The sequence below is a fragment of the Fundidesulfovibrio putealis DSM 16056 genome (genome assembly GCF_000429325.1).
GTDB classification, from domain to species: domain Bacteria; phylum Desulfobacterota; class Desulfovibrionia; order Desulfovibrionales; family Desulfovibrionaceae; genus Fundidesulfovibrio; species Fundidesulfovibrio putealis.
In genome coordinates this window covers 83,731-109,587 of sequence record NZ_AUBQ01000004.1, presented here as the reverse complement: position 1 = coordinate 109,587, position 25,857 = coordinate 83,731, and the positions used below count along the sequence as shown (strand labels likewise).

At 62.3% G+C, this 25,857-nt stretch carries 26 protein-coding genes; 10 read left to right on the top strand and 16 right to left on the bottom strand.

What is annotated here, in order from left to right; translation table 11 throughout:
* Window positions 1-55 precede the first annotated feature (55 nt).
* The gene (locus tag G453_RS0103410) at window positions 56-1,279 is read right to left on the bottom strand and encodes a M24 family metallopeptidase (protein ID WP_027189910.1); all 1,224 of its coding nucleotides are present in this window, start codon (window positions 1,277-1,279) and stop codon (window positions 56-58) included.
* Between G453_RS0103410 and G453_RS27750 the strand changes: the two genes are divergently transcribed.
* The 6 genes from G453_RS27750 (at window position 1,266) to G453_RS0103380 (ending at window position 6,519) form a co-directional block, all read left to right on the top strand.
* Window positions 1,266-2,153: a DMT family transporter gene (locus G453_RS27750; RefSeq protein WP_156920789.1), complete on the top strand. Its 888-nt coding sequence runs from the start codon at window positions 1,266-1,268 to the stop codon at window positions 2,151-2,153. The two genes, G453_RS0103410 and G453_RS27750, sit on opposite strands and share 14 nt — an antisense overlap.
* Before the next feature lie 92 nt (window positions 2,154-2,245).
* The gene (locus G453_RS0103400; RefSeq protein WP_043644299.1) at window positions 2,246-2,665 is read left to right on the top strand and encodes a CoA-binding protein; all 420 of its coding nucleotides are present in this window, start codon (window positions 2,246-2,248) and stop codon (window positions 2,663-2,665) included.
* A 1-nt stretch (window position 2,666) separates the two neighbouring features.
* Entirely contained in the window at window positions 2,667-3,122 is a 456-nt protein-coding gene (locus tag G453_RS0103395; RefSeq protein WP_027189908.1) for a YkgJ family cysteine cluster protein, read from the top strand.
* Window positions 3,119-3,892, top strand: coding sequence for a J domain-containing protein (locus G453_RS0103390; RefSeq protein WP_027189907.1), 774 nt, complete (start codon window positions 3,119-3,121; stop codon window positions 3,890-3,892). Before G453_RS0103395 ends, G453_RS0103390 begins: the two co-directional genes overlap by 4 nt.
* A gap of 253 nt (window positions 3,893-4,145) precedes the next feature.
* Window positions 4,146-6,149 carry a PAS domain-containing sensor histidine kinase gene (locus tag G453_RS25975; RefSeq protein ID WP_051271593.1) on the top strand — a complete coding sequence of 668 codons (2,004 nt, stop codon included), beginning with the start codon at window positions 4,146-4,148 and terminating at the stop codon, window positions 6,147-6,149.
* A 1-nt stretch (window position 6,150) separates the two neighbouring features.
* A complete protein-coding gene (locus G453_RS0103380; protein ID WP_027189906.1) occupies window positions 6,151-6,519 on the top strand; it encodes a response regulator in 369 nt (122 codons plus the stop codon).
* 14 nt (window positions 6,520-6,533) lie between these two features.
* Here the strand turns inward: G453_RS0103380 and G453_RS25970 are convergent, their stop codons facing one another.
* Window positions 6,534-8,594 (bottom strand): response regulator, encoded by a 2,061-nt coding sequence (locus G453_RS25970; RefSeq protein WP_051271591.1) that lies wholly within the window; start codon window positions 8,592-8,594, stop codon window positions 6,534-6,536.
* 228 nt (window positions 8,595-8,822) lie between these two features.
* Here G453_RS25970 and G453_RS22140 point away from each other — a divergent pair, with 228 nt between their 5' ends.
* On the top strand, window positions 8,823-9,284 hold the full coding sequence (locus G453_RS22140) for a hypothetical protein (protein WP_051271589.1): 462 nt from the start codon (window positions 8,823-8,825) through the stop codon (window positions 9,282-9,284).
* A gap of 16 nt (window positions 9,285-9,300) precedes the next feature.
* Here the strand turns inward: G453_RS22140 and G453_RS0103365 are convergent, their stop codons facing one another.
* The 5 genes from G453_RS0103365 to G453_RS22135 form a co-directional block, all read right to left on the bottom strand.
* Window positions 9,301-9,750, bottom strand: coding sequence for a metal-dependent hydrolase (locus tag G453_RS0103365; RefSeq protein ID WP_027189905.1), 450 nt, complete (start codon window positions 9,748-9,750; stop codon window positions 9,301-9,303).
* Window positions 9,751-9,925: 175 nt separating this feature from the next.
* The gene (locus G453_RS0103360; protein WP_027189904.1) at window positions 9,926-11,083 is read right to left on the bottom strand and encodes a SufB/SufD family protein; all 1,158 of its coding nucleotides are present in this window, start codon (window positions 11,081-11,083) and stop codon (window positions 9,926-9,928) included.
* Window positions 11,084-11,096: 13 nt separating this feature from the next.
* Window positions 11,097-11,855 (bottom strand): ABC transporter ATP-binding protein, encoded by a 759-nt coding sequence (locus G453_RS0103355; protein ID WP_027189903.1) that lies wholly within the window; start codon window positions 11,853-11,855, stop codon window positions 11,097-11,099.
* Window positions 11,856-11,948: 93 nt separating this feature from the next.
* Complete coding sequence (locus G453_RS0103350; RefSeq protein WP_027189902.1) at window positions 11,949-12,671, bottom strand: rhomboid family intramembrane serine protease; 723 nt, start codon at window positions 12,669-12,671, stop codon at window positions 11,949-11,951.
* Between the two features lie 51 nt (window positions 12,672-12,722).
* On the bottom strand, window positions 12,723-14,315 hold the full coding sequence (locus G453_RS22135; RefSeq protein WP_051271586.1) for a dephospho-CoA kinase: 1,593 nt from the start codon (window positions 14,313-14,315) through the stop codon (window positions 12,723-12,725).
* 99 nt (window positions 14,316-14,414) lie between these two features.
* Between G453_RS22135 and G453_RS0103340 the strand changes: the two genes are divergently transcribed.
* Window positions 14,415-15,359: an MDR/zinc-dependent alcohol dehydrogenase-like family protein gene (locus G453_RS0103340; protein ID WP_027189901.1), complete on the top strand. Its 945-nt coding sequence runs from the start codon at window positions 14,415-14,417 to the stop codon at window positions 15,357-15,359.
* A 105-nt stretch (window positions 15,360-15,464) separates the two neighbouring features.
* On the opposite strand, the gene G453_RS22130 is transcribed toward G453_RS0103340, so the two are convergent.
* The 6 genes from G453_RS22130 to G453_RS0103310 form a co-directional block, all read right to left on the bottom strand.
* A complete protein-coding gene (locus G453_RS22130; RefSeq protein ID WP_051271584.1) occupies window positions 15,465-16,112 on the bottom strand; it encodes a class I SAM-dependent methyltransferase in 648 nt (215 codons plus the stop codon).
* The gene (locus tag G453_RS27745; protein ID WP_156920788.1) at window positions 16,109-16,252 is read right to left on the bottom strand and encodes a hypothetical protein; all 144 of its coding nucleotides are present in this window, start codon (window positions 16,250-16,252) and stop codon (window positions 16,109-16,111) included. Before G453_RS27745 ends, G453_RS22130 begins: the two co-directional genes overlap by 4 nt.
* 184 nt (window positions 16,253-16,436) lie before the next feature.
* Window positions 16,437-17,084 carry a fructose-6-phosphate aldolase gene (gene fsa, locus G453_RS0103325; RefSeq protein WP_027189900.1) on the bottom strand — a complete coding sequence of 216 codons (648 nt, stop codon included), beginning with the start codon at window positions 17,082-17,084 and terminating at the stop codon, window positions 16,437-16,439.
* 3 nt (window positions 17,085-17,087) lie between these two features.
* On the bottom strand, window positions 17,088-17,360 hold the full coding sequence (locus G453_RS0103320; protein WP_027189899.1) for a YHS domain-containing protein: 273 nt from the start codon (window positions 17,358-17,360) through the stop codon (window positions 17,088-17,090).
* 28 nt (window positions 17,361-17,388) lie between these two features.
* Window positions 17,389-17,901: a 2-amino-4-hydroxy-6-hydroxymethyldihydropteridine diphosphokinase gene (gene folK / locus G453_RS28345; RefSeq protein WP_084502114.1), complete on the bottom strand. Its 513-nt coding sequence runs from the start codon at window positions 17,899-17,901 to the stop codon at window positions 17,389-17,391.
* A gap of 14 nt (window positions 17,902-17,915) precedes the next feature.
* A complete protein-coding gene (locus tag G453_RS0103310) occupies window positions 17,916-19,088 on the bottom strand; it encodes an LL-diaminopimelate aminotransferase (RefSeq protein ID WP_027189897.1) in 1,173 nt (390 codons plus the stop codon).
* A 166-nt stretch (window positions 19,089-19,254) separates the two neighbouring features.
* Between G453_RS0103310 and xerD the strand changes: the two genes are divergently transcribed.
* The gene (gene xerD, locus G453_RS0103305; protein ID WP_027189896.1) at window positions 19,255-20,163 is read left to right on the top strand and encodes a site-specific tyrosine recombinase XerD; all 909 of its coding nucleotides are present in this window, start codon (window positions 19,255-19,257) and stop codon (window positions 20,161-20,163) included.
* Entirely contained in the window at window positions 20,160-22,853 is a 2,694-nt protein-coding gene (locus tag G453_RS22125) for a CBS domain-containing protein (RefSeq protein ID WP_043644296.1), read from the top strand. Before xerD ends, G453_RS22125 begins: the two co-directional genes overlap by 4 nt.
* A gap of 190 nt (window positions 22,854-23,043) precedes the next feature.
* Here G453_RS22125 and G453_RS25965 read toward each other — a convergent pair whose 3' ends face one another.
* The 3 genes from G453_RS25965 to G453_RS0103285 form a co-directional block, all read right to left on the bottom strand.
* A complete protein-coding gene (locus G453_RS25965; RefSeq protein ID WP_051271582.1) occupies window positions 23,044-24,126 on the bottom strand; it encodes a VgrG-related protein in 1,083 nt (360 codons plus the stop codon).
* Window positions 24,127-24,963: 837 nt separating this feature from the next.
* The gene (locus tag G453_RS0103290; RefSeq protein ID WP_156920786.1) at window positions 24,964-25,317 is read right to left on the bottom strand and encodes a hypothetical protein; all 354 of its coding nucleotides are present in this window, start codon (window positions 25,315-25,317) and stop codon (window positions 24,964-24,966) included.
* Between the two features lie 106 nt (window positions 25,318-25,423).
* The gene (locus G453_RS0103285) at window positions 25,424-25,822 is read right to left on the bottom strand and encodes a hypothetical protein (RefSeq protein WP_027189894.1); all 399 of its coding nucleotides are present in this window, start codon (window positions 25,820-25,822) and stop codon (window positions 25,424-25,426) included.
* Window positions 25,823-25,857 lie beyond the last annotated feature (35 nt).

Here is a 25,857-nt window from a genome sequence, read left to right as displayed (position 1 = left end):
GGGCCGCGCTCCCTGCCCGGTTACGCCCGGGAGCGCGGTCGTGGTTTTGCCAGGGCTACTCCACGCAGATCATGTCGTAGCTCTCGCCCGTCAGGCACACGCCCCCCGACGGTGTGACCTCGAAGGTGTTCTCCACGCCGACCATGCCCACCCCCGCGACGCCCATCTTGGGCTCCACGGCCATGACCATGCCCTCCTGGAAAGGCTCATCGAAGCCCTTGGCCAGCACGGGCCAGGCGTCCACCACCAGGCCGATGCCGTGCCCCAGGAAGGGCACCTTGTTGCCCCCAAGGCCCATGAACCCCTCGGCGAAGCCTTCGCGCTTGGCCCACTCCAGGCAATGGGCGTAGATCTCGGCGGGGATGCTCCCCGGCTTCAAATGCTCGGCCACGTAGGCCTGCACGTCCATGCAGAAAGCGTGGGCCGAAGCCACCTCGTCCGGGATGGAATCCTTGGGGCCGGCCCAGTAGATTTGCGTCTTGTCCGTGACGTAGCCCTCCAGGGCGAAGCCGCAGTCCACGCTCAAGGGCTGGCCCTTGCGCCACACCTGCCCGGCATAGCCCATGAAGGGGATGGCCGGGTGCTCGCCGCGAAGCCCCAGGGGGCCGTTGAACACGCTGGGGTAGTTGCCGGAATCGCCCGCCGCGATGTGCCCCAGGAAGATCTCCTCGCCGTGGGCGCCCATGCGGATCATACCCGGATGGCCAAGCTCGAAGAAGACCTCCCAGACCGCGTGGGACACCTGGCGCTCGTTCATGCCCACGCGCAGACGCGCTGGCAGCAACTCGGCCATGGCCTTGGCGTGGCGCTGGCCGCACAGGCGGATCTTGGAGAGCTCCCATTCGGTTTTCAAGGCCTGGGCGCGCGTGAGGACCATGTCGCCCGACACGAATCGGACGTCGCTCAGGCGCGAGGTGATGAGGTTGGCCAGGTTCCAGGACAGGCCGTTCATCTCAGCGCCGACGACCTGGGAAAGCGGCGAACCGGCCCCGTCGCACAGGCCGGGGATGTCCGAGTAGGAGCGGAAGGGCACGATGGTCGGAAGGGGCGATTCCATCCGGGCGCGCTCCATGCCCTTGCGCACCATGAGCACCGGCTGGCCTTCGCGCGGCAGCCAGAAGACGCCGTTGCCAAAGGTTCCGGTTAAATAGTAGATGGCCAGCCGGGAAAACACCAGCAGCCCCCCGGCCTCGGGAAGCTGCGAGTCCATGAGCTGGCGGCACACAGCATGACGCCGGGAAACCTCCTCGGCGGGCATCACTTCAATGGCTTCAAACATGTCGGGTACTCCGGTAAACGTTTACGCATACGCCGCCCTGGTGACGGCGATGCTGCTGTACGGCGGCTCCTTCGTGGCCATGAAGGCCGCCGTCCAGGTTCTCGATCCCTGGCTGATCGTGCTCGGGCGGATGCTCTTGGCCACTGCCGCCTTCAGCCTGTTCTTCAGGCGCATCCCGCCCATCGGCGACCTGCGCCGTCATCTGCCCAAACTCCTGGTGATGGCCCTGTGCGAGCCCTGCCTCTACTTCGTGTTCGAGGCCAAGGCGCTCACGCTCACCCAAGCATCCCAGGCTGGCGTTATCACGTCGCTCTTGCCGGTGATGGTGGTCTGCGCCGCCGGACTCTTCCAGGGGGAGCGCACCTCGCGCCTGGGCTGGCTCGGGTTGTGCCTGGGCGTCTCGGGCGCGGCGGTCCTGAGCGCCTTCGCGCCCGAAGACCCATACTCGCCAGACCCCGTGCTCGGCAACCTCCTGGAGTTCGCGGCCATGGCCTGCGCCACGGTGTACACGCTCATGGTCAAGCATCTGGTGCGCCACTTCTCGCCGCTCTTTCTCACGGCCTTCCAGGTGGTCACCGGGGCGGTGTTCTTCACGCCCGCCCTGCTCATCTCGCCCTGGCCGGGATCGCTTGGCTGGGAGGCCCTGGCCGCCATCGCCTATCTCGGGCTCGGGGTGAGCGTGGGAGCCTATTCGCTTTACAACTACTGCCTCTCCAAGCTCACCGCCGCGCGGGTGGCCGGGGCGGTGAACCTCATCCCGGCCTTCACCCTGGCGCTTGGCTGGCTGCTCCTGGGCGAGACCGTGGCCGGGTGGCAATGGCTCGGAATCGCGTTGGTTCTGGCCGGTGCGCGCCTGAGCGGACATTCCCCTTGAGGACGCCCTCGCTTTGCGGTTAGAAGGGCCGGAGCGGGCCATATCGGCCCACGTTTCATGCACACCGTATAATTGACGTAAAGGCGGCAGACATGCTCGTAGGCGACGCCGACATGCGCCAGGCTCTTGCCGGGTGCTCTTCCGTGGCCATCGTCGGGGCCAAGGACAAGCCCGGCAGCCCCGTGGACCGGGTGGGGCGCTATCTGATCGAAAGCGGCTTCACGGTCTATCCGGTGCACCCCGTGCGCAAGGACGTGTGGGGGCTCACCACCTACGCGAACCTCGCAGATATCCCGCATCCCGTGGACATCGTGGATCTTTTCCGGGCTGCGGACAACTGCCCCGAGCACGCCCGCGAAACCCTGAAGCTCTCCGTTCCACCCAGGATATTCTGGATGCAGTCGGGCATCTTCAGCTTCGAGGCCCGCTCCATCCTCGTCGGGTCGCCCATCAAGGTGTTCGAGGACCTCTGCCTGATGGTCGAGCACCGCCGCCTCTTCCATGCCGACTGACATGAGCCAGGAACCCAGCGCTTTCGAGTGCCGCCGTTGCGGCCATTGTTGTCAGGGCGAAGGCGGCATCGTGCTCACGGTCAAGGACCAGGAACGCCTGGCCGTACATCTGGGCATCGCCGTGGCAGAGCTCGTGGCCCAGCACACCACCAGCAAGGGCGAGAAGGTGCACCTGGGCGTGCGCGAAGACGGCTTCTGCCTCTTCTTCCAGGACGGCTGCGCCATCCACCCCGCCCGGCCCGACATCTGCCGGGCCTGGCCCTATTTCCGGGGCAACCTGCTGGACGACTCCAGCTGGGAGATGTCCCTGGAGTACTGCGCAGGCATCAACCCCAACCTGTCGCACCAGGAATTTGTCCGTCAGGGCCTGGAAGCTCTCAGGAAACAGGACGTGGGCGTCACCGGCGACCCTGACGCGCCCTGCGCCCTGCGCCTGGACGGGATAGGCAAGCCGTGAACGTCACCGAGGCCCATCGCATCCTGGGCCTGTCTCCCGACGCAGGGCCGGAGGAGCTCAAAAAGAGCTACCGCCTGTTGGCCTTCCGCTACCACCCGGACCTGCACCCCGGCGACAACCTGGCCAAGCGAAAGTTCCAGCATCTGAACGAGGCCTACCTGCTGCTCAAGCAGGTGATGGCCGAAGGCCCGCCCAAGGCCGCACGCCGCCCGGAAAAGCCGAAGCCCGAGCCCGACGCCACCACGCGCAAGAAGGCCAAGACCGCCTACACCAAGGCCTCCACCCAGGACACCCAGAAGACCAACTACTACTTCCGGCGCGAGGACGTGCTGCAGGACCTGCTGAAAGACGCCTTCGCACGCCAGGTCTTCGAGGACATCTACAACGAGCTGCACAAGCCCGGCCACCAGGGCCAGTCGCCGGGCCAGCCCCAGGGCGAACCAAGGAGCTCCACCAGCCGCACCCTGGACGTGCGCGTGGGCAAGTCCAAGTGGTCCATGGACCTCTCCGAGGGCGTGCTCGGCGGCATCAAGGGGATGCTGCTCAAGCAGCTCGACGACGAGCAGACCGTGCAGGTCCCTCCCACCAGCATCCTGCCGGGCGCGAAGCTTCGGGTCGGCGTTTCCCAAGGGCTCTCCGGCGAACAAAAGACCGTGGAATTCACCCTGCCCCGCGACTACACGCTGGGCCAGTCCATAAGGCTCAAGGGGCTTGGCCGCAGGCTCGGCCCCTGGAAGGGCGACCTGTACCTGCGCCTGACCATCGGATAGAGACGAATCGTCGACATATGGCGGGAATTGCCGGGGGCAGCCTGAGCGGTTCCGGCCTTTGTCCAGACTGTGGCATTGCGCCGCAGGGTCGACGTGCGTTTCCTTGCACAGTTTCCCTCTTGCCCTGTCACGCAATAATGCTATTATCCGCCATTCCTTTGCGCGCGGCTTTCCCTGGGCGTGTGCTCCTGCTGGCCTCGTGCGAACGCCTCCGCCCTGCGCACCGCCTCTGGCTTCGCATCAGGGAGGTTATGTGACAACCAAAGACGACTGGAATCTCCAGGAAACAACCACTGAACAGGCTGGCCCGGGAAGCGTCCCCCTTTCCGTTCCGGTCTCCGCCCAGGACATGCAGACCGAGCAGATGTTCCGAGGACTGCTGGAAAGCGCCCCGGACGCCATGGTCATCGTGAACACGAGAGGCGAGATCAAGCTGGTCAACGCCCAGACGGAAAGCCTCTTTGGATACCGACGCTCGGATCTTCTGGGCTTACAGGTGGACATGCTGGTGCCCGAACGGCTCAGGGAGAAGCACAGGCAACACCGGGCTGGATATTTCCAGAACCCCAAGGTGCGGGCCATGGGGGTGGGCCTCGAACTGTACGGACAGCGCCAGGACGGAACGGAATTCCCCGTGGAGATTAGTCTGAGCCCGCTGCATGCCGCCGAGGGCCTGCTGGTGATAGCGGCCGTGCGCGACGTGACGGTGCAGAAGCAGGCTTCCCGGTACGCGCGAAGCCTCATTGAAGCCAGCCTGGACCCCCTGGTCACCATCAGCTCCGAAGGCAAGATCACAGACATCAACGAGGCAACGATCACTCTGACGGGCAGGTCTCGCGACGAACTCATCGGTTCGGATTTCTCCAACTATTTCACCGAGCCACAAAAGGCCCGAGACGGTTACCTCCAGGTTTTCGAGAAGGGGTTCGTCACCGACTACCCCCTGACCATCAGCCACCGGGACGGTCGGCAGGTGGACGTCATGTACAACGCATCGGTGTACAGGGATCTGCGGGGCAATGTGCTGGGCGTGTTCGCCGCCGCAAGGGACGTCACCCAGCGCAACAAGGCGGAGGCCATGTTCCGGGGCCTGCTGGAAAGCGCACCGGACGCCATGGTCATTGTGAACACGAACGGCGAGATCAAGCTGGTGAACGCCCAGACGGAAAGCCTCTTCGGATACCGACGCTCGGATCTTCTGGGCTTCCAGGTGGACATACTGGTGCCCGAACGGCTCAGGGAGAGGCACAAGCAACACCGGGCAGGTTATTTCCAGAACCCCAAGGTGCGCTCCATGGGCGTCGGTCTCGAACTCTATGGCCAGCGCCAGGACGGGACGGAATTCCCCGTTGAGATAAGCCTGAGCCCCCTGCGAACCGCCGATGGATTGTTGGTCAGCGCCGCGATCAGGGACGTCACCCAGCGCAAGGAAACCGAGGTCGAACTCGCCTCGCGTAAACGAGAAGCCGAAGCCGCTAAGCAGCAGGCCGAAATCGCCAACCGGGCGAAGTCGGACTTTCTGGCCAACATGAGCCACGAGTTGCGTACGCCGCTCAACTCCATCATTGGTTTTTCCGAGGCCATTATCGACGGCCTCACCGGGGAGCTTACCGAAAAACAGCAGCGATTCATGGGCATGATCTACGAGAGCGGAAAGCACCTGCTGAGCCTGATCAACGACATCCTGGACCTAGCCAAAGTGGAATCCGGAAAAATGGAACTGGATGAGTCCGAGTTCCCACTTACCGACATCATGAACGGATCCATTGCCATGCTCAGGGAAAAGTCACTGAAGCACAACATCTCCGTCAGCCATGAAATTGACCCCGGCCCGGAGATCATGCTCCGGGCCGACAGCAGAAAATTGAAGCAGATACTGTTCAATCTGCTCAGCAACGCGCTCAAGTTCACGCAGGATGGCGGAGCGGTGCACATCCACACATCGCGGGTGTCGCTGCCCCGAGATTTCACGGAGGACCAAGGGCACGCCCTGGAACTCAAGGACCTGTCGGGAGAATTCGTCCGGATTTCCGTGTCTGATACGGGAATCGGCATCAATGCGGATGATATTCCCCTGCTCTTCAAGGAGTTCTCCCAGCTCGAGTCCCCGTACGACAAACGGTATCAAGGGGTCGGTCTCGGCCTAGCTCTGACGAAGAAGTTCGTCGAACTCCATGGCGGCAGGATATGGGTGGTCAGCGAACCCGGTAAAGGGAGCATGTTCACGTTCGTGCTGCCGCTAGGCACAGGAGGTTGAGATGCCCGCCACCATCCTGGTAGTGGAAGACACTCTTTCGAACCGTGAACTGTTGAGCTTCCTCCTGCGGTATCACGGTTACGAGGTTCTGGAAGCGGAGAACGGGGAATCCGGCGTCAGCATGGCGCGCGCCAACAAACCGGATCTGATTGCCATGGACATGCAGATGCCCGTCATGGACGGGATGACGGCCATGCGGAAGCTCAAAAAGGATCCGGAGACCAGCGGCATCAAGATCATCGCCGTGACGTCCTTCGCCATGAAGGGCGACCGGGAAAAAGCCCTCGAGGCAGGTTTCGACGGGTACATCACCAAGCCGATCGACACCCGCGCCTTCCCGGACCAGATCCGCTCGTTTCTCCCCGCCTGACGCCTGGTCAGGCCTCAGGCCTGCGCCTGAAAAGGCAATTCGATTATGAACCTGGTCCAGGCGCCCGGTTCTGACTCCATAACGATCGTACCGTCGTGGTTCGTGCTGATGATGTAGTAGCAGACGGCCAAGCCCAGGCCGGTTCCCTCCCCCGACTGTTTGGTGGTGAAGAAGGGGTCGAAGATGCGCCTGCGGATGTTATCCGCTATGCCCGGACCGTTGTCCTCCACAACGATCCTGACTTTGTCCCCCTCGCGGCTGGTCGCAAGGGTGATGGTCGGCACCCTGTCCCCGGAAGCATGCTCGGCCATGGCTTGGGCCGAATTCTTGAGGAGGTTCAGAATAACCTGCTCGATTTCCGACTGAATGCAGGAAACCGGCGGCAGGTCGGCACCGTATTGCTTAACCACTGTAATGCGACGGAAGTCGTATTTCTTCTTCAGGTCGTAATCGGACGAAGCGAGCTCGAGACCTTTGTCCAGAACGTCGTTCATGTTGACCAGGGCGCGGACTGTGTCGCTCTTTCGGCTGAAATCAAGCATGGTCCGTACTATCTTCGAGGCCCGCCCCCCCGACTCCCGAATGGAAGCCAGGAACTGCATCGCCTCTCTTTTTTCAACATAGCAACTGATGCTCTGCATCGTGCAACCGCATTCCTCCGCCGCCTTGACGTTCGTCGGGTGATCAGGCTCGAACCGCTTCTGCAGCACCTGGGCCGACTGGACGATGCTGCCCAGCGGGTTGTTGATCTCATGGGCCATGCCGGCGGCTAGGCCACCCACCGAGGCCATCTTCTCCGACTGGATCAAGATGTCCGAGATCCGCACATGCTCAGTGACATCATCCACCCGGATGACCACGCCGTCGATACCGTCGGCAACCAAGGGATAGAACATGATGTTCTGATAGCACAGCTGGCCGCCTTCCCAGCAGGGTTGCCGTTCGATGCTGACAGGTCTTCGTTCCAGGACCGCCTGCTTGATGCTCTTCATGTGGTCGGCGAACCGTGGAATCACGTCCTCCAGCGACTTGCCTTCGACCGACTCCACCGTGTGCCCGACTGCCGCACTAGCCGCCAGATTCAGGTGCGTCACCTTGCCCTGCGGGTCCACTCCGATGATTTGCGACGGCATGGAGTCAAAGAGGTTCGTGATGTAGTGGTGCGCCTTGGCCAGTTCCTCTTCCAGGTTCCTGCGTTGGGTGACGTCCCTCACGATGAACTGCACGAAGCTGCGGTCGGGGAGAACGACCACCTTGGCCATATACTCAGCAATGAGCACCGACCCGTCGGGCCTGCGCAACTCGATCTCCAGGCTGCCTTCACCTGTCCGGACTATGGCGTCATAGGCATTCCTGCCTTCCTTGGAGTGCGCCTCGGGCAGCAGCTGCCAGATGCGCATGTACCGGAGGGCCTGATAATCCCTGCCGCTTTGCCGCTGGAATTCGGGGTTGCAATCAACCACAAAACCCGTCTCCGGGTCGGTCAACACGATGCCGTCCCTGGCCTCGGTGAAGATTGCACGGAATTTCTGATTCGCCTCCGTCAGTTCCAGGGTGCGCGCGGCAACCTCCACCTCGAGGTTGTTCTTGTGCCGCCGCAACTCATCCTCGGCCCGTTTGCGCTCGGCGACTTCCCGGTTCAACTGCAGGTTCTGGGTGCGTAGCAGCTTCGTGGCGCTGGACAAGGCCATATGGGTTTTGATCCGGGCCAAGGCTTCCTGCGTCTGAACGGGCTTGGTCAGATAATCCACGGCACCGAGGTCGAACCCCCTGGTTTTGTCGGCGGTTTCCATGAGGGCGCTCAGGATGATGACCGGTATGTCCCGCGTCGCCTCATCGTCCTTCAGGCGGCGGCAGACCTCGAATCCGTCCATTCCGGGCATCAGGATGTCCAGGAGGATCAATGAAGGCGGGTCGGCCCTGGCGGCGGCCAGGCCCTGGGCACCGTCTGGGGTGGAGCGCACCAGGTAGCCCGCCGTGCTCAAAATCACCTCCAGCAGCTCGACATTGTTCTCATTGTCGTCGATGATCAGAATATGGCCGTTGGAGATGGTGCTCTCTTGTTTGGTATTCATCTGGACCGCTCCTTGCCAGGGGTGGCTCGGTCAAGGTGAGCTTTTCCTGATATCTCGGATACCCAGGGAAAGGCCACCATTTCAACCTAGCACGATATCTGAATCGAGCCTATAATAAATCTCCTGGAAGAAAGAACACGGGGTCCGATCTCGCGGGGCTCTGAGCACCCTTGCTGTTTTGCGGTCTCGTTCCGTTTCGTACAGATCCCCACGCAGGAGGTCCTCAGCATGCTCTCAGACGCAAAGCGCCGGATTGCGACCATGTGCCGGTTGCTGATGGCAACGTTTCTTGTAGTGTTTCTAGCAACGCAGGCAGCACAAGCCCAGCGTGTGGGCGGCCCCTGCTCCTACGCTGATTTTCCGGGAAAGATTGACGTGATCGCCGTGCAGCCTGCTCCGCGCGCAGGCGCTGGCGCGCCTGCCCCTCCCTATCAGTCCTACCGGGTGGTCTTCACCTTCACGCCAGCCGGAGCCGTGAGGCACCCGCTCTACAAGCCCGCGAAGACCTACGAACTGACCCTCGCCGGAGGCGAAGCCCCCGGCCCCGCGTTCCTGAAGAAGTACGGTGTCCGGCCCGGCGCGCAGTTCAAGACAGAGTTGCACCTCATCACCGCCGGGACCTGTTCTCCAGTGGTGTTCACCTTCCACGGCATCGACGTGCACGACAGGTTTGAGAGCAAAGAGAAATAATCGAGCAGGTGAAGCGCTAGATCATCCCGTCCATGAACAGGTGGGAATAATACCCCAGCACCGCCGCCAGATAAAAGGGCATGAGCGGCTGCCAGGTCATGCCCATGAGGATTATGGGCGCGATCAGGATGGGGCTCGGGATGACCAGCGCCGCCCACCAGGTGTGCGTCCAGCCGCGATGCGACCCCACGGCGGGCAGTATGGCGCAGAACCCAAGCAGCGCCGCGTAGCGGTACTCCCCTTTGAGGATGAGCACCGCGTCCGCGATGACCGCCGCCCCGTAATAGAGGTGGCGCCCCTTCGAGTTGGTGTCCACGTCCGGGAAAAGCGCCCCGAGCACCCCCAGCACGGCCAGCATGGCCATGACCTTGGGCTCCGGCCTGTACACTCCAAGCCACCACGCACCGCCGAGGACCGCTCCCGTGGCCGCCAGCGATCCGGCGATATGTCCTTTGAATCCGGGCATGGGTCTTGGTAGCATCGGGCCGGTCAGGCTGGCAAGCCTGCCTGGACGCATCCCGACTCGAAAAGTCGAAAATCCTGACAGCCGGGTACTCCGATACAAACGAAAAAGCCGGGGCAGGCTGCTCGCGCATCCCGCCCCGGCTTGTAGTCTCAAGCAGAAGTTTCGCCGTCCGGACCTAGAAGAAGTCCTTTTCGCATTCGCTGATGGTCTCGTCGATCACCTGCTGCAACTTGGGCGGCAGCCCCATGATGTCCACGTTCAGGAAGCCGCGCACGATGGTGGAGGTGGCCTCCTCCTCGTTCAGGCCCCTGGCCATGAGGTATTCGATCTCTTCCTGGGCGATCTTGCCCACCGCCGCCTCGTGGGAGAGCTCCACGCCGTCCACGGTGGCTTCCAGCTCCGGGATGGCGTGGATGATGCCGCCGCCAAGGATCAGGCCCTTGCACTCCAGGTGGCCGCGCGCAGGCACGCTGTTGCCCGCGATGTGGCCCCTGGCGATGATGTGGCCGCCGGTGGTGATGGTGCGCGCGATCATCTCGCCCCTGGTGTCCGGGGCGTTCAGGAGGATGCGGCTGCCGGTGTCCAGGTAGGAGCCCTCGGGGGCCACCATGACCGAGTTGAACCGGGCCACAGCGCCTTTGCCCGAGAGCGTGATGGTGGGGTACATCTGGAGGTCGCGCACGGGCTTCAAAAGCACGTAGTTGTTGAGGTAGACGCCGCCCTCTTCCACCACGCCAGCCGAACGGGGACGCACCACGGTGTTCTCGGCCCAGTTGTGGATCATGGTGAAGGTGAGCTTGGCGTTCTTCTTCACGTAGAACTCGGAGATGCCCATGTGGGCCGCGCCCTTGGAATCGTGCGCCACTGAGCAGCCGGTGATGATGTGCAGCTCCGAGTCCTCTTCCACCACGACGATGTTGTGCACGGCCTGGCCGGTCATGTCGCCCTTGATGAACAGGCAGGACTGCACCGGCTCGGTGATCTTCGCGCCCTTCTCGGTGCGGATGAAGTAGCCGCCGTGCAGGTTGTCGTACGCGGCGCGGGTGAACTCGTCCTTGTCCTTGTCGATCAGCTTCCACATGTATTCGGTCAGGCCGTCGTACTTGGCCATGGCCGCCTTGATGTCCATGATCTCAACGCCTGCGCGGCGGGATTTGCAGTGCACCGCGCCGTGGTCCATGTGCATGTAGGTGCCGCTGACCGCGTCGGTGGAGACGTCCACCCCGGCCATGAGCAGCTGGTGCTTGTCGGCCTCGCTCAGGGTGTTCAGGTCGGCGATCTGGCCGGGAGCCGGGGCGTTGAAGTCGAATTCTTTCAGATTGATGGGCTTCATTGGGGCACTCCGTTTAGGCCAGGCAACGCAGGCATTCCTGGTACCCGAAGCGGGTGATGTGATCCAGGATGTCGCGGGGGTTGGATTCGCAGCACAGCTTGCCTTCGTACATCACCTGGCCGCGGTCGGCGTTGATGTACTCCAGGATGTAGCCTGTGTGGGTGATGATGAGCCCGGCCACGTGGCGGCCGCACTTGGCCATGCGCAGGCTGCGCTCGGTGCCCATGGCGCACTCGCCGCCCAAGAGCTCGCGCACGGTGTGGCCGATGAGCTTCATGTTCTCCAGGTCCACGCCGGATTCGGGCTCGTCGAAGAGCACCATGTGCGGCTGCTGGCTCATAAGCTGAAGCAGCTCCGAGCGCTTGATCTCGCCGCCGGAGAACCCGGCGTTCACGTCGCGCTCCAGGAAATCGGTCATATTGACGCGCTTGGCCATGGCGTCCACGGCCACGGGTCTGCCCTGGGCGGCCATGCTCACCAGATGCCGGAGCTTCAGGCCGTGGATGGTGGGCGGACGCTGGAAGGACATGCCGATGCCGAGCTTGGCGCGCTCGTAGATGGGGGCGTGGGTGATGTCGTGCCCGCGAAACAGGATGCGCCCCTTGGTGATGGTGTAGTTGCCAAATCCCATCAGGGTCATGAGCAGGGTGGTCTTGCCGGAGCCGTTGGGGCCGAACAGGATGAAGGTTTCGTTTTCCTTGATCTCCAGGTCGATGCCCTTGAGCACTTCCCTCTCGCCGATGGTCACGTGCAGATTTTCTATGATGAGCATTGAAGCCTCGTGTTTGGGTCGGGACAAAACGCTAAAACCGCTGAAAAAAAGGTTGGGTAAGTCAGATGCCCGCCGTTGTCCAGCGCGGACGGATCACTGGCGTTCGTAGGACCGGCTCTCCGGCAAGTAGCAGTAGCGGCAGTCGAGCCTGCCGAAGAACCGCACCAGCAGCATGCCGAAAGCGAAGCCGCCCGCGTGCGCCCACCAGGCCACGGATTGCCCGTCCGTCAGCGGCGAGGCGGCCATCAGTCCGGACGTCACCTGGATGAGGAACCACAGCCCCAGGAAAATCACGGCAGGCACTTCCACGATCCAGGGAATGAAGAAAATGGGGATCAGCACGATGACGCGCGCCTGGGGGAACAGGCGGAAATAGGCCCCCATCACCCCGGCAATGGCCCCGGACGCGCCCACCACCGGCATGGTGGAGGTGGTGTTGAACAGCACATGCAGAACCAGCGCCGCCACGCCCGAAAGCAGGTAGAAGGCCAGGAAACGCCAGTGGCCCAGCGCGTCCTCCACGTTGTCTGCGAACACCCAGAGCACCCACATGTTCAGAAGAAAATGCAGCCAGCCGCCGTGCAGGAACATGTACGTGCCCGCGCTCAGCCACCCGTCCGCCGGATAGCCCATCATGGCGGCCCACTCCGGGTCCATGATCCGAAGAGGCACAGCCCCGTAGAAGTGCAGGAACATGTTCAGCATATTCTCCGGCATGGCCTGCTCGAAAAGGAACACCAGCAGGTTCAGCACGAAGAGCGTGATCACCACCACGGGCCGCCGGATGCGGGGAATGTTGTCCTTCAGGGGTATCATGATCGCTCGTGATATCGCTTGCGGGCGCGGACCGTGCCGCGCCCGGCATCGTTACGCGTAGTCCTTCGAACGCATCCAGGCCAGGAGCTTCCAGATCTCGCCTGCGCGTTCGCAGCGCAGTTTGGTCAGCAGTTCGTCCACGCCCGCGCGGGTCTGGTCGATGGAGCCGGAGTTGTCCACAATGTGGCGGCACGCGCCGAGCTTCTTGTCCTCGGGCCACTGCCATGCGTCGAACAGAGCGATTGTTGCCTCGTCCCAGCCGCGTTTTTCAGCAAGGCGCTTATGGCGAAGCTCGCCTGGGCAGGAGACTCCCACGGCCAGGTCCACCACGTCGGAACCCAGCCACCCGGCCTCCAGCAGCATGGGGATTTCCGCGAAGGCCGCGCGGGCTTCGCCCTGCGCCTCCCAGAAGGCACGCAGCTTGTGCAGCACCATGGGATAGAGGACATCCATGAGCTCCCGGCGGAAGCTCTCGGACGTGCGCATGGCTTCCAGCAACGCCGCCTTGTTCACGGGGGACTCGGCATCGGGCACGAAACGCTCCCCGTAGCGCGAGCTCAACATGTGCCAGCAGTCCGCTCCGGGCTGGTACAACTCGGCCACGCAGCGGTCTGCGCTCCAGGTGGCCCACTTGCGCTCCGCCAGGGCGTCCAGCACGGTGCTCTTTCCGCTGCCCGGCAGGCCCAGCACGCCCACGCGCTGAAGCTTGCGGCTCAGGTGCAGGGGGATGCGCCAGAAATCGCGCGGTGGCTTGCAGGTGAAGTCCATCATCTCGCCGGAAACGGGATGGGTGAAACTCAGCTTCCAGGCGTGCAGCATCTGGCGCGAAGCAAGCTTCAGGAGCATGGGGTCCTCGCGCCTGAGCATGTTCACCTTGTGCGGCCCGTAGAGCGCGTCGCCCAAAAGCGGATGCCCCACATGGGCCATGTGCACGCGTATCTGGTGGGTGCGCCCGGTGGCGATGTCCACCTCGGCCAAGCTCACGCGTTTGTCGGGCGAGGTCCAGACGATGCGGTAGCTGCTCACGGCCTCTCGCCCGCTCGGCACCACGCCCATGCGGGTCTTGTGGCCGGAGTCGCGCCCCACGGGGGCGTCGATCACGGCCTCGTCCTTGGCGGGGCGGCCGTGCAGGAGCGCCAGATAGGTCTTCTTCACTTCGCGCTCGGCAAAGGCGGCCGAGAGCTTGAGGCGAACCGGCTCGTTCAGGGCCACGGCCAGAAGCCCGGACGTGTCCTTGTCGATGCGGTGCACGATGCCGGGGCGCTCGCCGTCGATGTTCTTCAGCTGCGGGAAATGGTGCAGCAGGCGGTTGACCAACGTTCCCTCGGGGCAACTGGGCGCGGGATGCACCGTCAGGCCGAAGGGCTTGTCCAGAACGGCCACGTCCTCGTCCAGGTACAGGACGACCAGGCCGCCCTCTTCCGCCTCGGGCGCGGCGCACCCTTCGGGCATGGTCAGTTCGAGGGACTCGCCCCCGCGAAGCTTGTGGGAAGGTTTGTAGATCACGGCGGAATCCACCGTGGCGTGTCCGGCCTTGATCCATTCCTGGATCTTGGCGCGGGTGATAGACTGCTGCGAAAGGGTCTCTGCCCAGAACTGGTCGAGACGGCCAGGGGCTGCGGCTATGGCCGTGGTGTGTGACATAGGCTGTGGATGCATGGAAAATGTTGGCGGGTCAACGCGGATAATGGCACAAACCCGAAATACCGCCCCTGAACCAAGCCTTTTCGGAGAATATTCACAATGAAAGCAGTACGCATTTCAGAAGGCTCCCTGCGGCTGACAGATGCTCCCATGCCATGCCCCGAGACGCACGAGGCACTGATCCGCGTGCTGATGGCAGGCATCTGCAACACAGACCTGGAACTCTTAAAAGGATACATGAACTTTTCCGGCATCCCCGGGCATGAGTTCGTGGGGCTGGTGGAATCCGCACCCTCTCGCCCGGAGCTGGTCGGCAGGCGCGTAGTGGGAGACATCAACATCGGCTCCGGCCCCGGCGACAATCGCCACGCCCCAGGCAGGACCGTGCTCGGCATCCTGGGCAAGGACGGGGCCTTCGCCCAGTACCTCACCCTGCCCGTCTGGAACTGCCATATCGTGCCGGACAACGTGAACGACCAGACAGCAGTGTTCGCCGAGCCTCTGGCGGCAGCCCTGGAAGTGGGCCAACAGGTACACCTGCGCGCAGGTGACCGGGTGGCGGTGCTTGGAGACGGCAAACTGGGAGTGCTCATCGCGCTTGCACTTCGGCATCTGTGCCCAGGCGTCGTTCTTGTGGGCAAACACCAGGACAAGCTGGCCATCGCCGCTGCCCAAGGCGTGCGCACGGCTTTGGCAGGGGATATTTCCGGCCCGTTCGACGTGGTGGTGGAAGCAACGGGCAGGCCGGAGGGCATCACCTCGGCCATGGCGCTTGTGCGCGACGAAGGGGTGATCGTGCTGAAATCCACCACGGAGGCGGCGTCCTGTCTGGACATCTCGCGCATCGTGGTGCGTGAGATCACCCTGATCGGCTCACGTTGCGGGGACACTGCCCTGGCCCTGAACCATTTGTCTCATGGCCTGGTCGATCCGTCTGGACTGGTGGAAGCCGTCCTGCCCTTCGAAGACGTGGAGGAAGCGTTCAGGCTGGCAGCGCGCCCCGGAGCGCGCAAGGTGCTGGTGCGCATGCCGTCGACATTGTGACGACACGCGACGCGAAGCCTACTGAGGGTCCAGGGGGATCATCCCCCTGGCAGGTGCAGGGCGGAGCCCTGCCGGGTCCAGGGCAGAGCCCTGGTGAGTGAAAGACTACACCTGCGGGCTCGCCAGAAGCGCCACGCCACGAATGAGATTGCCGCTGCGCGTGGGCGAAGGCCCCTCCACCACTTCGGCAACATCCCCGCCCGCCTGGGCGATCAGACCGGACAGCTCGTCCAGGGTGAAATGCCTGGCCCAATAGAGCAGCGTGCCGCCCTCGCGCACAGGGAATACGCCGTGACGCCCGGTGAGCCTGAGCCCCTCTTCGTAGCGCGCGCTGTAAACCGGATTCTCCCAGGTCTGAAGAAAGTCCTGGATGCCCACCACGCCCCGGCACACCCGGAAGGCCTCGCGCAACACGTCCGCCAATTCGCCTTCATCCACCAGCACGGTCAACACGGCCCGCAGCATCACCATGTCGAACACCCTGTCGCCAAAGGGCAGACGCCCGCCCTCCCCGGCTACAACCAGACGGCGGCTGCTGGCGCGGGCCAGACTGGCCCGGTTCACGTCCACCCCCACATAGCGCACGCCGCAGCGCTCCACCTCGCAGCCAATCCAGGCCTCGCCGCAGCCGACGTCCAGCACGCGCATGCCAGGACGCAACGCGCCAAGGAAGAGCTCCGGCATGGGGAGGCTGGAGGGCACGGCGTCGGCGCTGCGCCAGTCGAGCGCGGGAGTTGGAGCGGAGAGCGTCACGGCAGGAACCGGTTCACGGGTTGGATGGCCTTGCCGAAGCATCCCGGAATGCCCGGCGCTGTCAGTCGGGACAATCCAGACGCGGCCAGGAGGAAGCGGGCCGATGCGGCGTCTGCGAATCGAGCTTTCATTATCTTCATGACTATGCCCCTGAAGTCGCACATACCCTCAGTCTAGCATCCATGACGCTCGGGCCTGTCTCGCACGAGCCCGCAAGGCCGGAGAGGCTGGGTCGCCTAATCCTGCCTCGCGGGCCTCGCTGGTTTCGCTGGCCTCGCCGATGCGAAGCGAAATTATATCCCGAAGGGGAGATGCCGCGCGGAGCTAGCCTTTCTCCACCTTGCCCCAGTCCTTGAGGAAGGCATCGAGGCCAAGGTCCGTGAGGGGATGCTTGATGAGCTCCTTCATCACGGAGAAGGGCACGGTGCAAACGTCCGCGCCCATCAGGGCCGCGCGCACGATGTGAGTGGGGTTCCTGATGCTGGCAACGAGCACCTGGGTTTCCAGGCTGTAGTTCTGGAAGATGGTGACGATCTCTTCCACCACGGCCATGCCGTCGCCGCCGATGGCGTCAATGCGCCCCACGAAGGGGCTCACGAAGGTCGCTCCCGCCTTGGCAGCCATGAGGGCCTGGAGGGGCTGGAAAATCAGGGTGACGTTCACGTCTATGGCCTGGGCCTTCAACTGGCGCACGGCCTTCAGGCCTTCCAGCAGCATGGGGATCTTGACCACGACGTTGGGGCCGAACTTCACCAGATCCTTGGCTTCCTTGAGCATTTCCTCGGCGGTGGTGCCCACCACTTCCAGGCTCACCGGGCCGTCGACCTCTTTGCAGATGGCCTCGGCGATCTTGTGCCAGTTGCCCTTCTCCTTGGAAAACAAGGTAGGGTTGGTGGTCACGCCGTCGAGCATGCCCATGTCCTTGGCTGCCTTGATCTCATCCAGGCTTGCGCTGTCGAGGAAAAATTTCATGCGTTACCCCTCTTTCGTTTTCGAGGACTCAAGTTGTTTCAGGTACTTGTCGCGGCATTCGTAGCTGCAGAAGTGCAGCGTCCTGTCGCCTTCCCGAAGCCGTACGGAGTTGTCCGGGGAAACATAGGAGCCGCAGGCCGGGTCCTTGACCATCTCGCCCTTGGCGATAAGGGTTTCCTGTTCCTTTTTGGCTTCTTCCTTGCGACGCTTCATGTCGCCGGCGAACATCTTCCAGAGGATGAACGCGGCGACGGCGAAGATGACGAATTTCCACATGATGCGCTCGGTCCTTTTTTGCTGACGTTCAGAATATCATAGTATCGCACGCTGAAAAAGACAAACCTTCGAAAAGTTCCGGCGAAACTTCCTCCGGCGCGATTTCCGCAAGGGGCAGCAGCACGAAGGCCCGCTGCGCGATGCGCGGATGCGGCAGGGTCAGGCGTTCAGTGCTGCGGCGCTCCCGCCCGAAAGCGAGCAGGTCGATGTCCACGAAACGCGCACCCCAGCGCGGCTCCATCAGCCGGTTTCGCCCGAGCTGCGCCTCCAGGCGCATCAGGGCTTCGAACAAGGCTTCAGGCGTCACCTGCGGGACGCAGCCCAGGCGCACGACCATGTTGGCGTACCAGGGCGTTGCCGGAGGCTCCTCCCTCACCGTCCGGAACACCTCCGCCCAGGGGTACTCCAGGCGAGCCAGTTCATGGGGCGCGCTGTGATAGATGCGCGAGCGGGCCGCCAGCCGCACGCCGGGAAGAATCCCGTCCATGCGCCCGGCAGCCCGCGTGAGTATCGCAGCAGGTTCGCCCAGGTTCGAGCCCAGGGCGACAAAGGCCGCTACATCTTGGCCAGACGTGACAGGGCCTCCTCGATCTTCTCCTTGCCTACGGTCATGGCGATGCGGAAGTAGCCCTCGCCCGCCTCGGGGGAGCCGAAGCCGTTGCCGGGGGTGACCACCACGCCGGTCTCCTGGAGCACCTTGGTCACGAAGGCCTTGGTCTCGTGGCCCTGGGGGACTTTGCACCAGAAGTAGAAGGTGGCCTCGGGCAGGCGGAAGTCGATGCCGATCTTCTTCAGGCCCGCCGCCAGGGTGTCGCGGCGCTCCTTGTAGACGGCGCGGAACTGTTCAGCATAGGCGTCGCCCTTTTCAAGGGCCGCGATGCCCGCTTCCTGCACGGCCTGGAAGATGCCGGAGTCGACGTTTTCCTTGATCTTGCCCAGACCCTTGACCAAATCGGCGTTGCCAACGGCCATGCCGATGCGCCAGCCGGTCATGTTGTAGGTCTTGGACAGAGAGTGGAACTCGATGGCCACGTCCTTGGCGCCGGGGATCTCGAACACGGAGATGGGCTTGGCGGCCTCGTTGTAGTACATCTCGGTGTAGGCGGCGTCGGCCACCAGGATGGTGTTGGTCTCGCGGCACTTCTTCACCAGCTTCTCGTAGAAGCTCTTGGGGGCGCAGGCCGAGGTGGGGTTGTTGGGGAAGTTGGTGAAGATCATCTTGGCCTTGTCCCATTCTGCGTCGGTGACGCTGTCCAGGTCGGGCAGGAAGTCGTTGGCGTCGGTCATGGGCAGGAACTTGGTGGTGCCGCCCGCGAACCCGGTGGCCACGTTGTACACGGGGTAGTTGGGGGTGCACACCAGCACCAGATCGCCGGGGTTCACGTAGGCCAGGGGGAAGTGCGCGATGCCTTCCTTGGAGCCGATAAGGCTCACGACCTCGTTGTCGGGGTCGAGGTCGACGCCGAAGCGGCCCTTGTACCAGGTGGAGACGGCGGACCGGAAGGTGCGCAGGCCCACATAGGATGGATACTGGTGGTTCTCGGGCTTCTTGGCGGAGGCGTACAGGGCGTCCACGATGAAGTCGGGGGTGGGCATGTCGGGGTCGCCGATGCCGAGGCTGATGATGTCCACGCCGCGAGCCTTCACCTCGTTTTTGACGCGGTCGATCTCGGCGAAAAGATACGGAGGAAGTGCGGCCAGACGATCGGCCATCTTGAACTGAGGCATGGTACGCTCCTTGGGGCGATTGCGCGCGGGCGCAAGAAATGGAATAAAGAAGCCCCGGTCATAAAAAGAGGCCCCAGCAGTGTCAATAAAAACCAAGCCGTTGCGCACGCCGTCCAAGGCGCCCAAACCTGAACGCACGCCGCGCTCCGAGCAGCAAGCGGCGGCCCTGCCCCCCCTGCACCCGTGGGCGGACGCATGGCTCGAGCACCTTCTGGTGATAAAAGGGCTCTCCGAGAACAGCCTGGCGGCCTACGCCCAGGACATGCAACATTTCCAGGTTTTTCTCTCGGAGCGCTCCTCCTCGGTGGAGGACGTGTCCGACCAGACCATCTTCCTGTATCTCATGTTCCTGCGCCAGAAGGGCCTGACCAGCCGGTCGCTGGCGCGTCATCTGTCCAGCATGCGCGGCTTCTTCGCCCACGCCGTGGCCGAGGGCTGGCTGGACCTGAGCCCGGCAGCGCTGATCGAGGCCCCCAAGCTGCCGCGCACCCTGCCTGACGTCCTGAGCCGCGACGAGATGGAAACCTTGCTGGCTCGCCCGGACATGGAAACCAGCCTCGGATTCCGCGACCGGGCCATGCTGGAGCTTCTGTACGCGGCGGGCCTGCGCGTGACTGAACTCATAAGCCTCACGCCGCTCGATTTCGACGCCCAGTCCGGGGTGTTGCGCGTGTTCGGCAAGGGCGACAAGGAGCGACTGGTGCCCATCCACTCCCTGGCCCAGGATCTGCTGTCGCGCTACATCCAGACCGTGCGCCCGGCCTTCAAACCCGTGACGGACCTTGTGTTCCTGAACCGCTCCGGCAAGGGCCTCACCCGCCAGGGCGTGTGGAAGCTCATCAAGCGCTACGCCCTGGACGCGGGCATCGTGAAGGACATCTCCCCGCACAGCCTGCGCCATTCTTTCGCAACGCATCTGCTGGAGGGCGGCGCGGACCTGCGCACCGTGCAACTGCTGCTTGGCCACGCAGACATCTCGGCCACGGAAATCTACACCCACGTCCAGGCGGACCGGCTGACCGCCATCCACCGCAGCCATCACCCCCGCTCCAGAACCACAAGGAAGGATTCATGATTTCCAAGCCTCAAAAAGGCTTGTCCGCTCCCACGGTCATCACCGCCCACATGAACGCGGATTTCGACGCCCTGGCGGCCATGATCGCCGCCAGCAAGCTCTATCCGGGAGCCGTGCTCATCTTCCCAGGCAGCCAGGAAAAGAACATCCGCAACTTCTTCATCCAGAGCGCCACGTACCTCTTCAATTTCAAGACCTTCAAGGACATCGACCCGGACTCCGTAGAGACGCTGGTCATGGTGGACACGCGCCAGAAGTCGCGCGTGCCGCACGTGGCCCCGCTGCTGGAACGTCCGGGCGTGGCCGTGCACCTCTACGACCATCACCCCGACTCCGAGGAGGACGTCCCGGCCCAGGTGAGCGTGGTCAAAACCTGGGGCTCCACCACCACCATCCTGGCCCACATGATCCGCGAGCGCGGCCTGACCCTCACGCCGGACGAGGCCACCTTCCTGGGGCTTGGCATCTACGAGGACACCGGCTCCTTCACCTTCTCCTCCACCGTGGAGGAGGACTTCACGGCGGCGGCCTGGCTCAAGGGCCAGGGCATGGACCTGGCCACCCTGTCCGAGCTGCTGACGCGCGAGCTGTCCTCCGAGCAGATCACCATCATGAGCGGGCTGATCGAATCCGCCGTCACCTACGACTTCAACGGCGTGGAGGTGGTCATAACCCAGGCCACGCTGGACAGTTACGTAGGAGATTTCGCCCTGCTGGCCCACAAGCTCATGGACATGGAGAACATCCGGGTGCTGTTCGCCCTGGCCCTGATGAAGGACCGGGTGCATCTGGTGGCGCGCTCGCGCACCACGGACGTGGACGTGGGGCGCATCTGCGCCTCGCTCGGCGGCGGCGGCCACACCTACGCGGCCTCGGCCTCCATCAAGGACAAGACGCTCCCCCAGGCCAAGGAGGAACTGCTGGCCCTGCTCTCCTCCCAGGTGAACCCGCAGATCCTGGCCGAGAGCCTCATGAGCCGCCCGGCACAGGTCATCGAGGACAACAGGCCCCTGTCTGAGGCGCAGGAGCTCATGTCGCGCTTCGGGCTGAAAGCCGTGCCGGTGATAAGCTCCGAGGACAAATCCTGCCTGGGCATCCTGGAGCACGACATCGTGGACAAGGCCATGAAGCACGGCCTGGCCACCGCCGACGCCAGCGACTACATGATGCACGGCGCGCAGACCATCACCCCCAAGACCGACCTGTACCACATCATGGAAATCTTGCTGGGCCAGCGTCAGCGCCAGGTGCCGGTGGTGGAGAACGGCGAGGTGACGGGCGTGGTCACGCGCACGGACCTCATAAACACCCTGATCCGCGAACCGGCGCGCATCCCGGAATCCGTTGGCGCGGAGCGCAAGTCCGAGCGCAGCGTGGCCGGACACCTGCGCGACCGCCTGCCCGACAAGCACTATGCGCTGCTCAAGCGCGCAGGCTCGCTGGCCAAGGCCATGGGCTACGAGGCCTACGTGGTGGGTGGGTTCGTGCGCGACCTCATGCTCGGCAGGCCCAACCTGGACATGGACCTGGTGGTGGAAGGCGACGGCATCATCTTCGCCGAAGCCCTTGCCCGCGAAATGGGCGGGCGCGTGAAGTCGCACCGCAAGTTCAAGACCGCCGTGGTGATCCTTCCCGACGACACGCGCGTGGACGTGGCCACCGCGCGCCTGGAGTACTACGAGTATCCGGCGGCGCTGCCCACTGTGGAGCTCTCCTCCATCAAGATGGACCTGTATCGTCGCGACTTCACGGTAAACGCCCTGGCCGTGCATATTGCGCCGGACAGTTTCGGCAAGCTGGTGGACTTCTTCGGCGCGCAGCGAGACATCAAGGAGAAGGTCATCCGGGTGCTGCACTCCTTGTCCTTCGTGGAGGACCCCACCCGCATCCTGCGCGCCATCCGCTTCGAGCAGCGCTTCCATTTCCGCATCGGCGCGCAGACCGAGCGGCTCATCCGAAACGCCATCACCAACCGTTTCGTGCACAAGCTCTCCGGCCCGCGCGTGTTCCATGAAATCCGCCACATCATGGAAGACGACAACCCCCTGGCCTGCATCCGGCGCATGGACGAGTTCGGCCTGCTGGCCGCCATCCACCCGCTTCTGGCCCTGGACCAGCGCAAGGACACGGTGCTGGCCGAGGCCGACCGGGTGATCACCTGGTATCGGCTGCTGTACGTGGAGCCCAAGCCGGAAATCTGGCGGATATTCTTCCTGGGGCTGTGCGCGGGCATGGAGGACGAGGAGGTGCGGGGCGTCACCCGGCGCTTGAGTTTCTCCTCCAAGCTTGAGCAGGAATTCCTGGTGCTGCGCCACTCCATCCGCGACACAGCGCAATCCATCTACGAATGGGAATACCGCAAAGGACTCTACAGCGAACTGTATTTTCTCCTGAAGGACCTGCCCCTGGAAGGAGTCTTGTACCTCATGGCCAGGAATCCCAAAGAGGCTGTACAGCGCTCCATTTCTGTGTATCTGACCACGCTGCGCATGCAACATATCGAAATTGGCGGAGACGACCTGAAACATCTGGGCATACAGCCCGGACCACGCTACGGCGAAATCCTCAAGACGGTCACGGCAGCGATGCTTGACGGCAAGGCCAGTTGCCGCACCGAGCAACTTGATCTGGCCAGACGGCTGGCCGAAGGGGATGTCGGGCTGGAGTGGATGCCGGAGTCGCTTACCTAGTGTAACCCTCCCGAGAAATGGACCAGCCAAGGGTTGATGTTTCTCGCAAAGTAGCCCGAGCGAATACAATCTTGACTATCAGCATGCCAGACCAGGCCGCGGTCATAATGCCGTTGGTTTAATGGCGGCCAAGCCCGATTCTCCATTCGATCGGCTCCGCCACGGCGTAAGCAGCCGAACCCGCGAATTCCTACAGCATGGCTACAGCGTATTCCTTCTCGGTGCGCAAACGATTTCGTATGGCCGCAGCCTTCTCTCCCGCCCCGCCGAACAGGTCGCTGCGAAGTCGATAGACCTCTTCAATCATAGACCGATCGAGATTTTGAGCATTTTTGCCTTTGGCTTGCAGGTTGTCGGCTGCGGTCAGGAATATTTGCGTGGCTCGTTGCACTCCATGATGCACTGAGGTGCTCCACAACACCTCGCGGATCGCCTGCGGCTTCTCTGAAACGATCATCCCGCAGGTCATGCTAATGCTCCTGGCCGCAGGTACGTAATGACTCTCCCGGATGAAATCGTGTTGCAATGCCGCAAATCGCTTATCCTGCTCAGCGGCGATCTGCTTCCAGACTTCAGGCTTGCCGCCTGATTTACTGCCGGTATTGTCTGGACCAGCCACAACCAGCCTACTGTAAAGATCCGGAGCCTTGGCCGCCAGATATTGTAAGAACTGGTTCATTGTTCCGCTGTTTGAGGCGATCTGATACAAACCGTACGAAGTTCCACCTTTGGCGTCATACCCGATAGCCGCGCTGTTGCCGCCAGATTCATACACCCAGCTCAACGTGCCCACTGGCTCTGCTTTGGCGTCACCCCGTTCTATGGCAAGCCCGGCAACCGCGACTGGGATATTTCGCCCAGCCGATGTCAGACTGGATTCGGCAGCAGCCACACGCAAAAGAAGATCTTCTTCCTGGGATGATAACGTCGAAGTCGAACGTGAGCCACCGGCACATTCATTCATATGGCCGACCTCATCAGACTGCCAGCCGGGCTTGTTCTCTCGACTGTCAACCTGATCAGTGCTGCCGCGCGCCTGCTTCTCCCAAAGCATCGCTTCTACTTGCCTCGCAGTCGCCTCAACTGCTGTGGTCGAATCCGAACCGGCTTGGGTGGAAGCCGTCCCGTCCGCATCACACACGACTTCGCTCTCGTTGCAGACTATACGGCCAACTCCACTCTCAACCTCGTGGGGCAGAGCCGGACGGGGTGCGCAGACCATCCAAAGGGTCAGGCTCAGCGCGGTGAGAAAACGGAGATGAGAATCGTTCATATCGTCGGTCTCCTTCGTTATGGGGTCTCGCGTGCGAACATGGCGTCCGCTCTTCTGCGCGAGTTGAAGCCCTCGCCGGAGTACTTATGTTGTTCAATATATGACGAGGCCCATCGCGGCATGCGGCGGTGGCAGATGTGCGCGCTCACGACCAGGATTCCAATCATGAGCTGAAACGTCGAAGACGCCGTCCACAGCCAGACGCGGACAGACTTACCTGCGTCTTTCGTTTTGGAATGGGCGGAATATCAAACTCCGCCCCCCAACTTTTATCTACTCCAACTATTTGATTGGGACGTGAGCCTTGTAAGCCAAGACCGCTCCTGCCCGTCACCCTTCAAGCAGAATCAACTGCCTGGAAACAGACAGCTGACACACATCCTGCAAAAACATCACGACAGAGCGCCCCGAAGCATCCACAACACTGTGGATTATTGTATTCAACCAACTTGTGATTGATCTATCCCTGACTATACTGCCAAACTTTGCGCGAACATACGGTTGACGAGCTCGCACAACATACTGCTGGGTATTAACCACTCCGTATGGACATCACCCAGAAACTGTTGATGATCTCTCTCAAAGCGTCACTGTTCCATCAATGAACAAATCTCTTGAGAGTGGCAGACTGTTCCGACACTCGGAGTCAAGCCGCTCCAGGGCGCAACAGCCCTGGAGCTCTGCTTAGCACTTCGATGAAACGTCGATTCTCATCGCCACTCCCGCCTGGGGCACCCTGCTTTCTTGAGAGATGGTCCTCAACTATAATTCAGTAGCCATTCCGTAGTCGATGCCGATGTCCCATACACGACTCCTCGTTGCCTGGAGCTATCCGGCCTAACGAAAATACTCAGAAGCAATATCGGAGAGAGCATGCACCACGGGACGAGCAAAACGACCCGCTCCTCCGCGCCGGTAGCTGGCACCCAGTAGAAATCCTAAACCAACGCCGACTCCCACTGCGATAAGTATTGTTGTACCAGGGTTTTCCACGCTGAATTTCTCAGCTTGGTGGTAGGTCTTCTGCACTGCATCAGCAGTTTTCCCGTAGGCATCGGTCACGACCTTTTCGGCTTTTGCGTAGGTCTCGGCACCCATATCCGCCGTTTTCTTAAGAACATCCTCCGCAGTGCTGGTTGCTCCGGTACTTGGCCGTCCGATGGGTTGAATCTTGCTGTCTTCGTTATTCATGATGCTCCCCTGAAGAAGATTGAAGGTTGTTGAAAGGAGCATTCATTCATGCTCCGGGAAGAACGGGTGCCCCCCCCTTGTCGGTGAGTTACCCGTATTCGCCGCTTCACGACGTTTGTTTCTTTAGCCAATTGGCGGCGGCCTTGGTGGTGAATCCAACCAACGCCACTTTGAGAAGACCCGGTCCTTGGGACGAGCCCCTCATATGATCGAGCGAGCAACGGACTTCCTCGGCAACAGACCCCATGATGCGCTCCATTGGAGTGGTTCGCGGCACGAGCATTCGTGAGGCGAGAAAGCCAAGGCCTGCGGCAATTCCCACAGCAAGATAGGGGGATTCCATCACGTATTCCCGCCAATCAAGCTTCTCTTTGATACGCTCTCCGATCTGCTCCATCGCCTTGGTGATGTTCTCTTCACCTCTGGAAATATCCTGGCGTATTTCTTCACTGCTTCGTTCTGTGGGAGACCCACTTGTAAAGGATCTATATGAATCTGTGGTCATTGTTTTTCTCCTTTGGAATAATCTTGACCTTCACT

Coding starts and splice junctions, on each gene's coding strand:
- G453_RS0103310 (WP_027189897.1), bottom strand. CDS start 19,088: ATGCCTCAGTTCAAGATGGCCGATCGTCTGGCCGCACTTCCTCCGTAT.
- G453_RS22135 (WP_051271586.1), bottom strand. CDS start 14,315: ATGTCACACACCACGGCCATAGCCGCAGCCCCTGGCCGTCTCGACCAG.
- G453_RS25970 (WP_051271591.1), bottom strand. CDS start 8,594: ATGAATACCAAACAAGAGAGCACCATCTCCAACGGCCATATTCTGATC.
- fsa (WP_027189900.1), bottom strand. CDS start 17,084: ATGAAATTTTTCCTCGACAGCGCAAGCCTGGATGAGATCAAGGCAGCC.
- G453_RS27745 (WP_156920788.1), bottom strand. CDS start 16,252: ATGAAGATAATGAAAGCTCGATTCGCAGACGCCGCATCGGCCCGCTTC.
- G453_RS0103410 (WP_027189910.1), bottom strand. CDS start 1,279: ATGTTTGAAGCCATTGAAGTGATGCCCGCCGAGGAGGTTTCCCGGCGT.
- G453_RS0103340 (WP_027189901.1), top strand. CDS start 14,415: ATGAAAGCAGTACGCATTTCAGAAGGCTCCCTGCGGCTGACAGATGCT.
- G453_RS22125 (WP_043644296.1), top strand. CDS start 20,160: ATGATTTCCAAGCCTCAAAAAGGCTTGTCCGCTCCCACGGTCATCACC.
- G453_RS0103320 (WP_027189899.1), bottom strand. CDS start 17,360: ATGTGGAAATTCGTCATCTTCGCCGTCGCCGCGTTCATCCTCTGGAAG.
- G453_RS0103400 (WP_043644299.1), top strand. CDS start 2,246: ATGCTCGTAGGCGACGCCGACATGCGCCAGGCTCTTGCCGGGTGCTCT.
- G453_RS0103365 (WP_027189905.1), bottom strand. CDS start 9,750: ATGCCCGGATTCAAAGGACATATCGCCGGATCGCTGGCGGCCACGGGA.
- G453_RS0103355 (WP_027189903.1), bottom strand. CDS start 11,855: ATGCTCATCATAGAAAATCTGCACGTGACCATCGGCGAGAGGGAAGTG.
- G453_RS27750 (WP_156920789.1), top strand. CDS start 1,266: ATGGCTTCAAACATGTCGGGTACTCCGGTAAACGTTTACGCATACGCC.
- G453_RS0103380 (WP_027189906.1), top strand. CDS start 6,151: ATGCCCGCCACCATCCTGGTAGTGGAAGACACTCTTTCGAACCGTGAA.
- G453_RS0103360 (WP_027189904.1), bottom strand. CDS start 11,083: ATGAAGCCCATCAATCTGAAAGAATTCGACTTCAACGCCCCGGCTCCC.
- G453_RS0103290 (WP_156920786.1), bottom strand. CDS start 25,317: ATGAATAACGAAGACAGCAAGATTCAACCCATCGGACGGCCAAGTACC.
- G453_RS22140 (WP_051271589.1), top strand. CDS start 8,823: ATGCTCTCAGACGCAAAGCGCCGGATTGCGACCATGTGCCGGTTGCTG.
- G453_RS0103285 (WP_027189894.1), bottom strand. CDS start 25,822: ATGACCACAGATTCATATAGATCCTTTACAAGTGGGTCTCCCACAGAA.
- G453_RS0103395 (WP_027189908.1), top strand. CDS start 2,667: ATGAGCCAGGAACCCAGCGCTTTCGAGTGCCGCCGTTGCGGCCATTGT.
- G453_RS0103350 (WP_027189902.1), bottom strand. CDS start 12,671: ATGATACCCCTGAAGGACAACATTCCCCGCATCCGGCGGCCCGTGGTG.
- G453_RS25965 (WP_051271582.1), bottom strand. CDS start 24,126: ATGAACGATTCTCATCTCCGTTTTCTCACCGCGCTGAGCCTGACCCTT.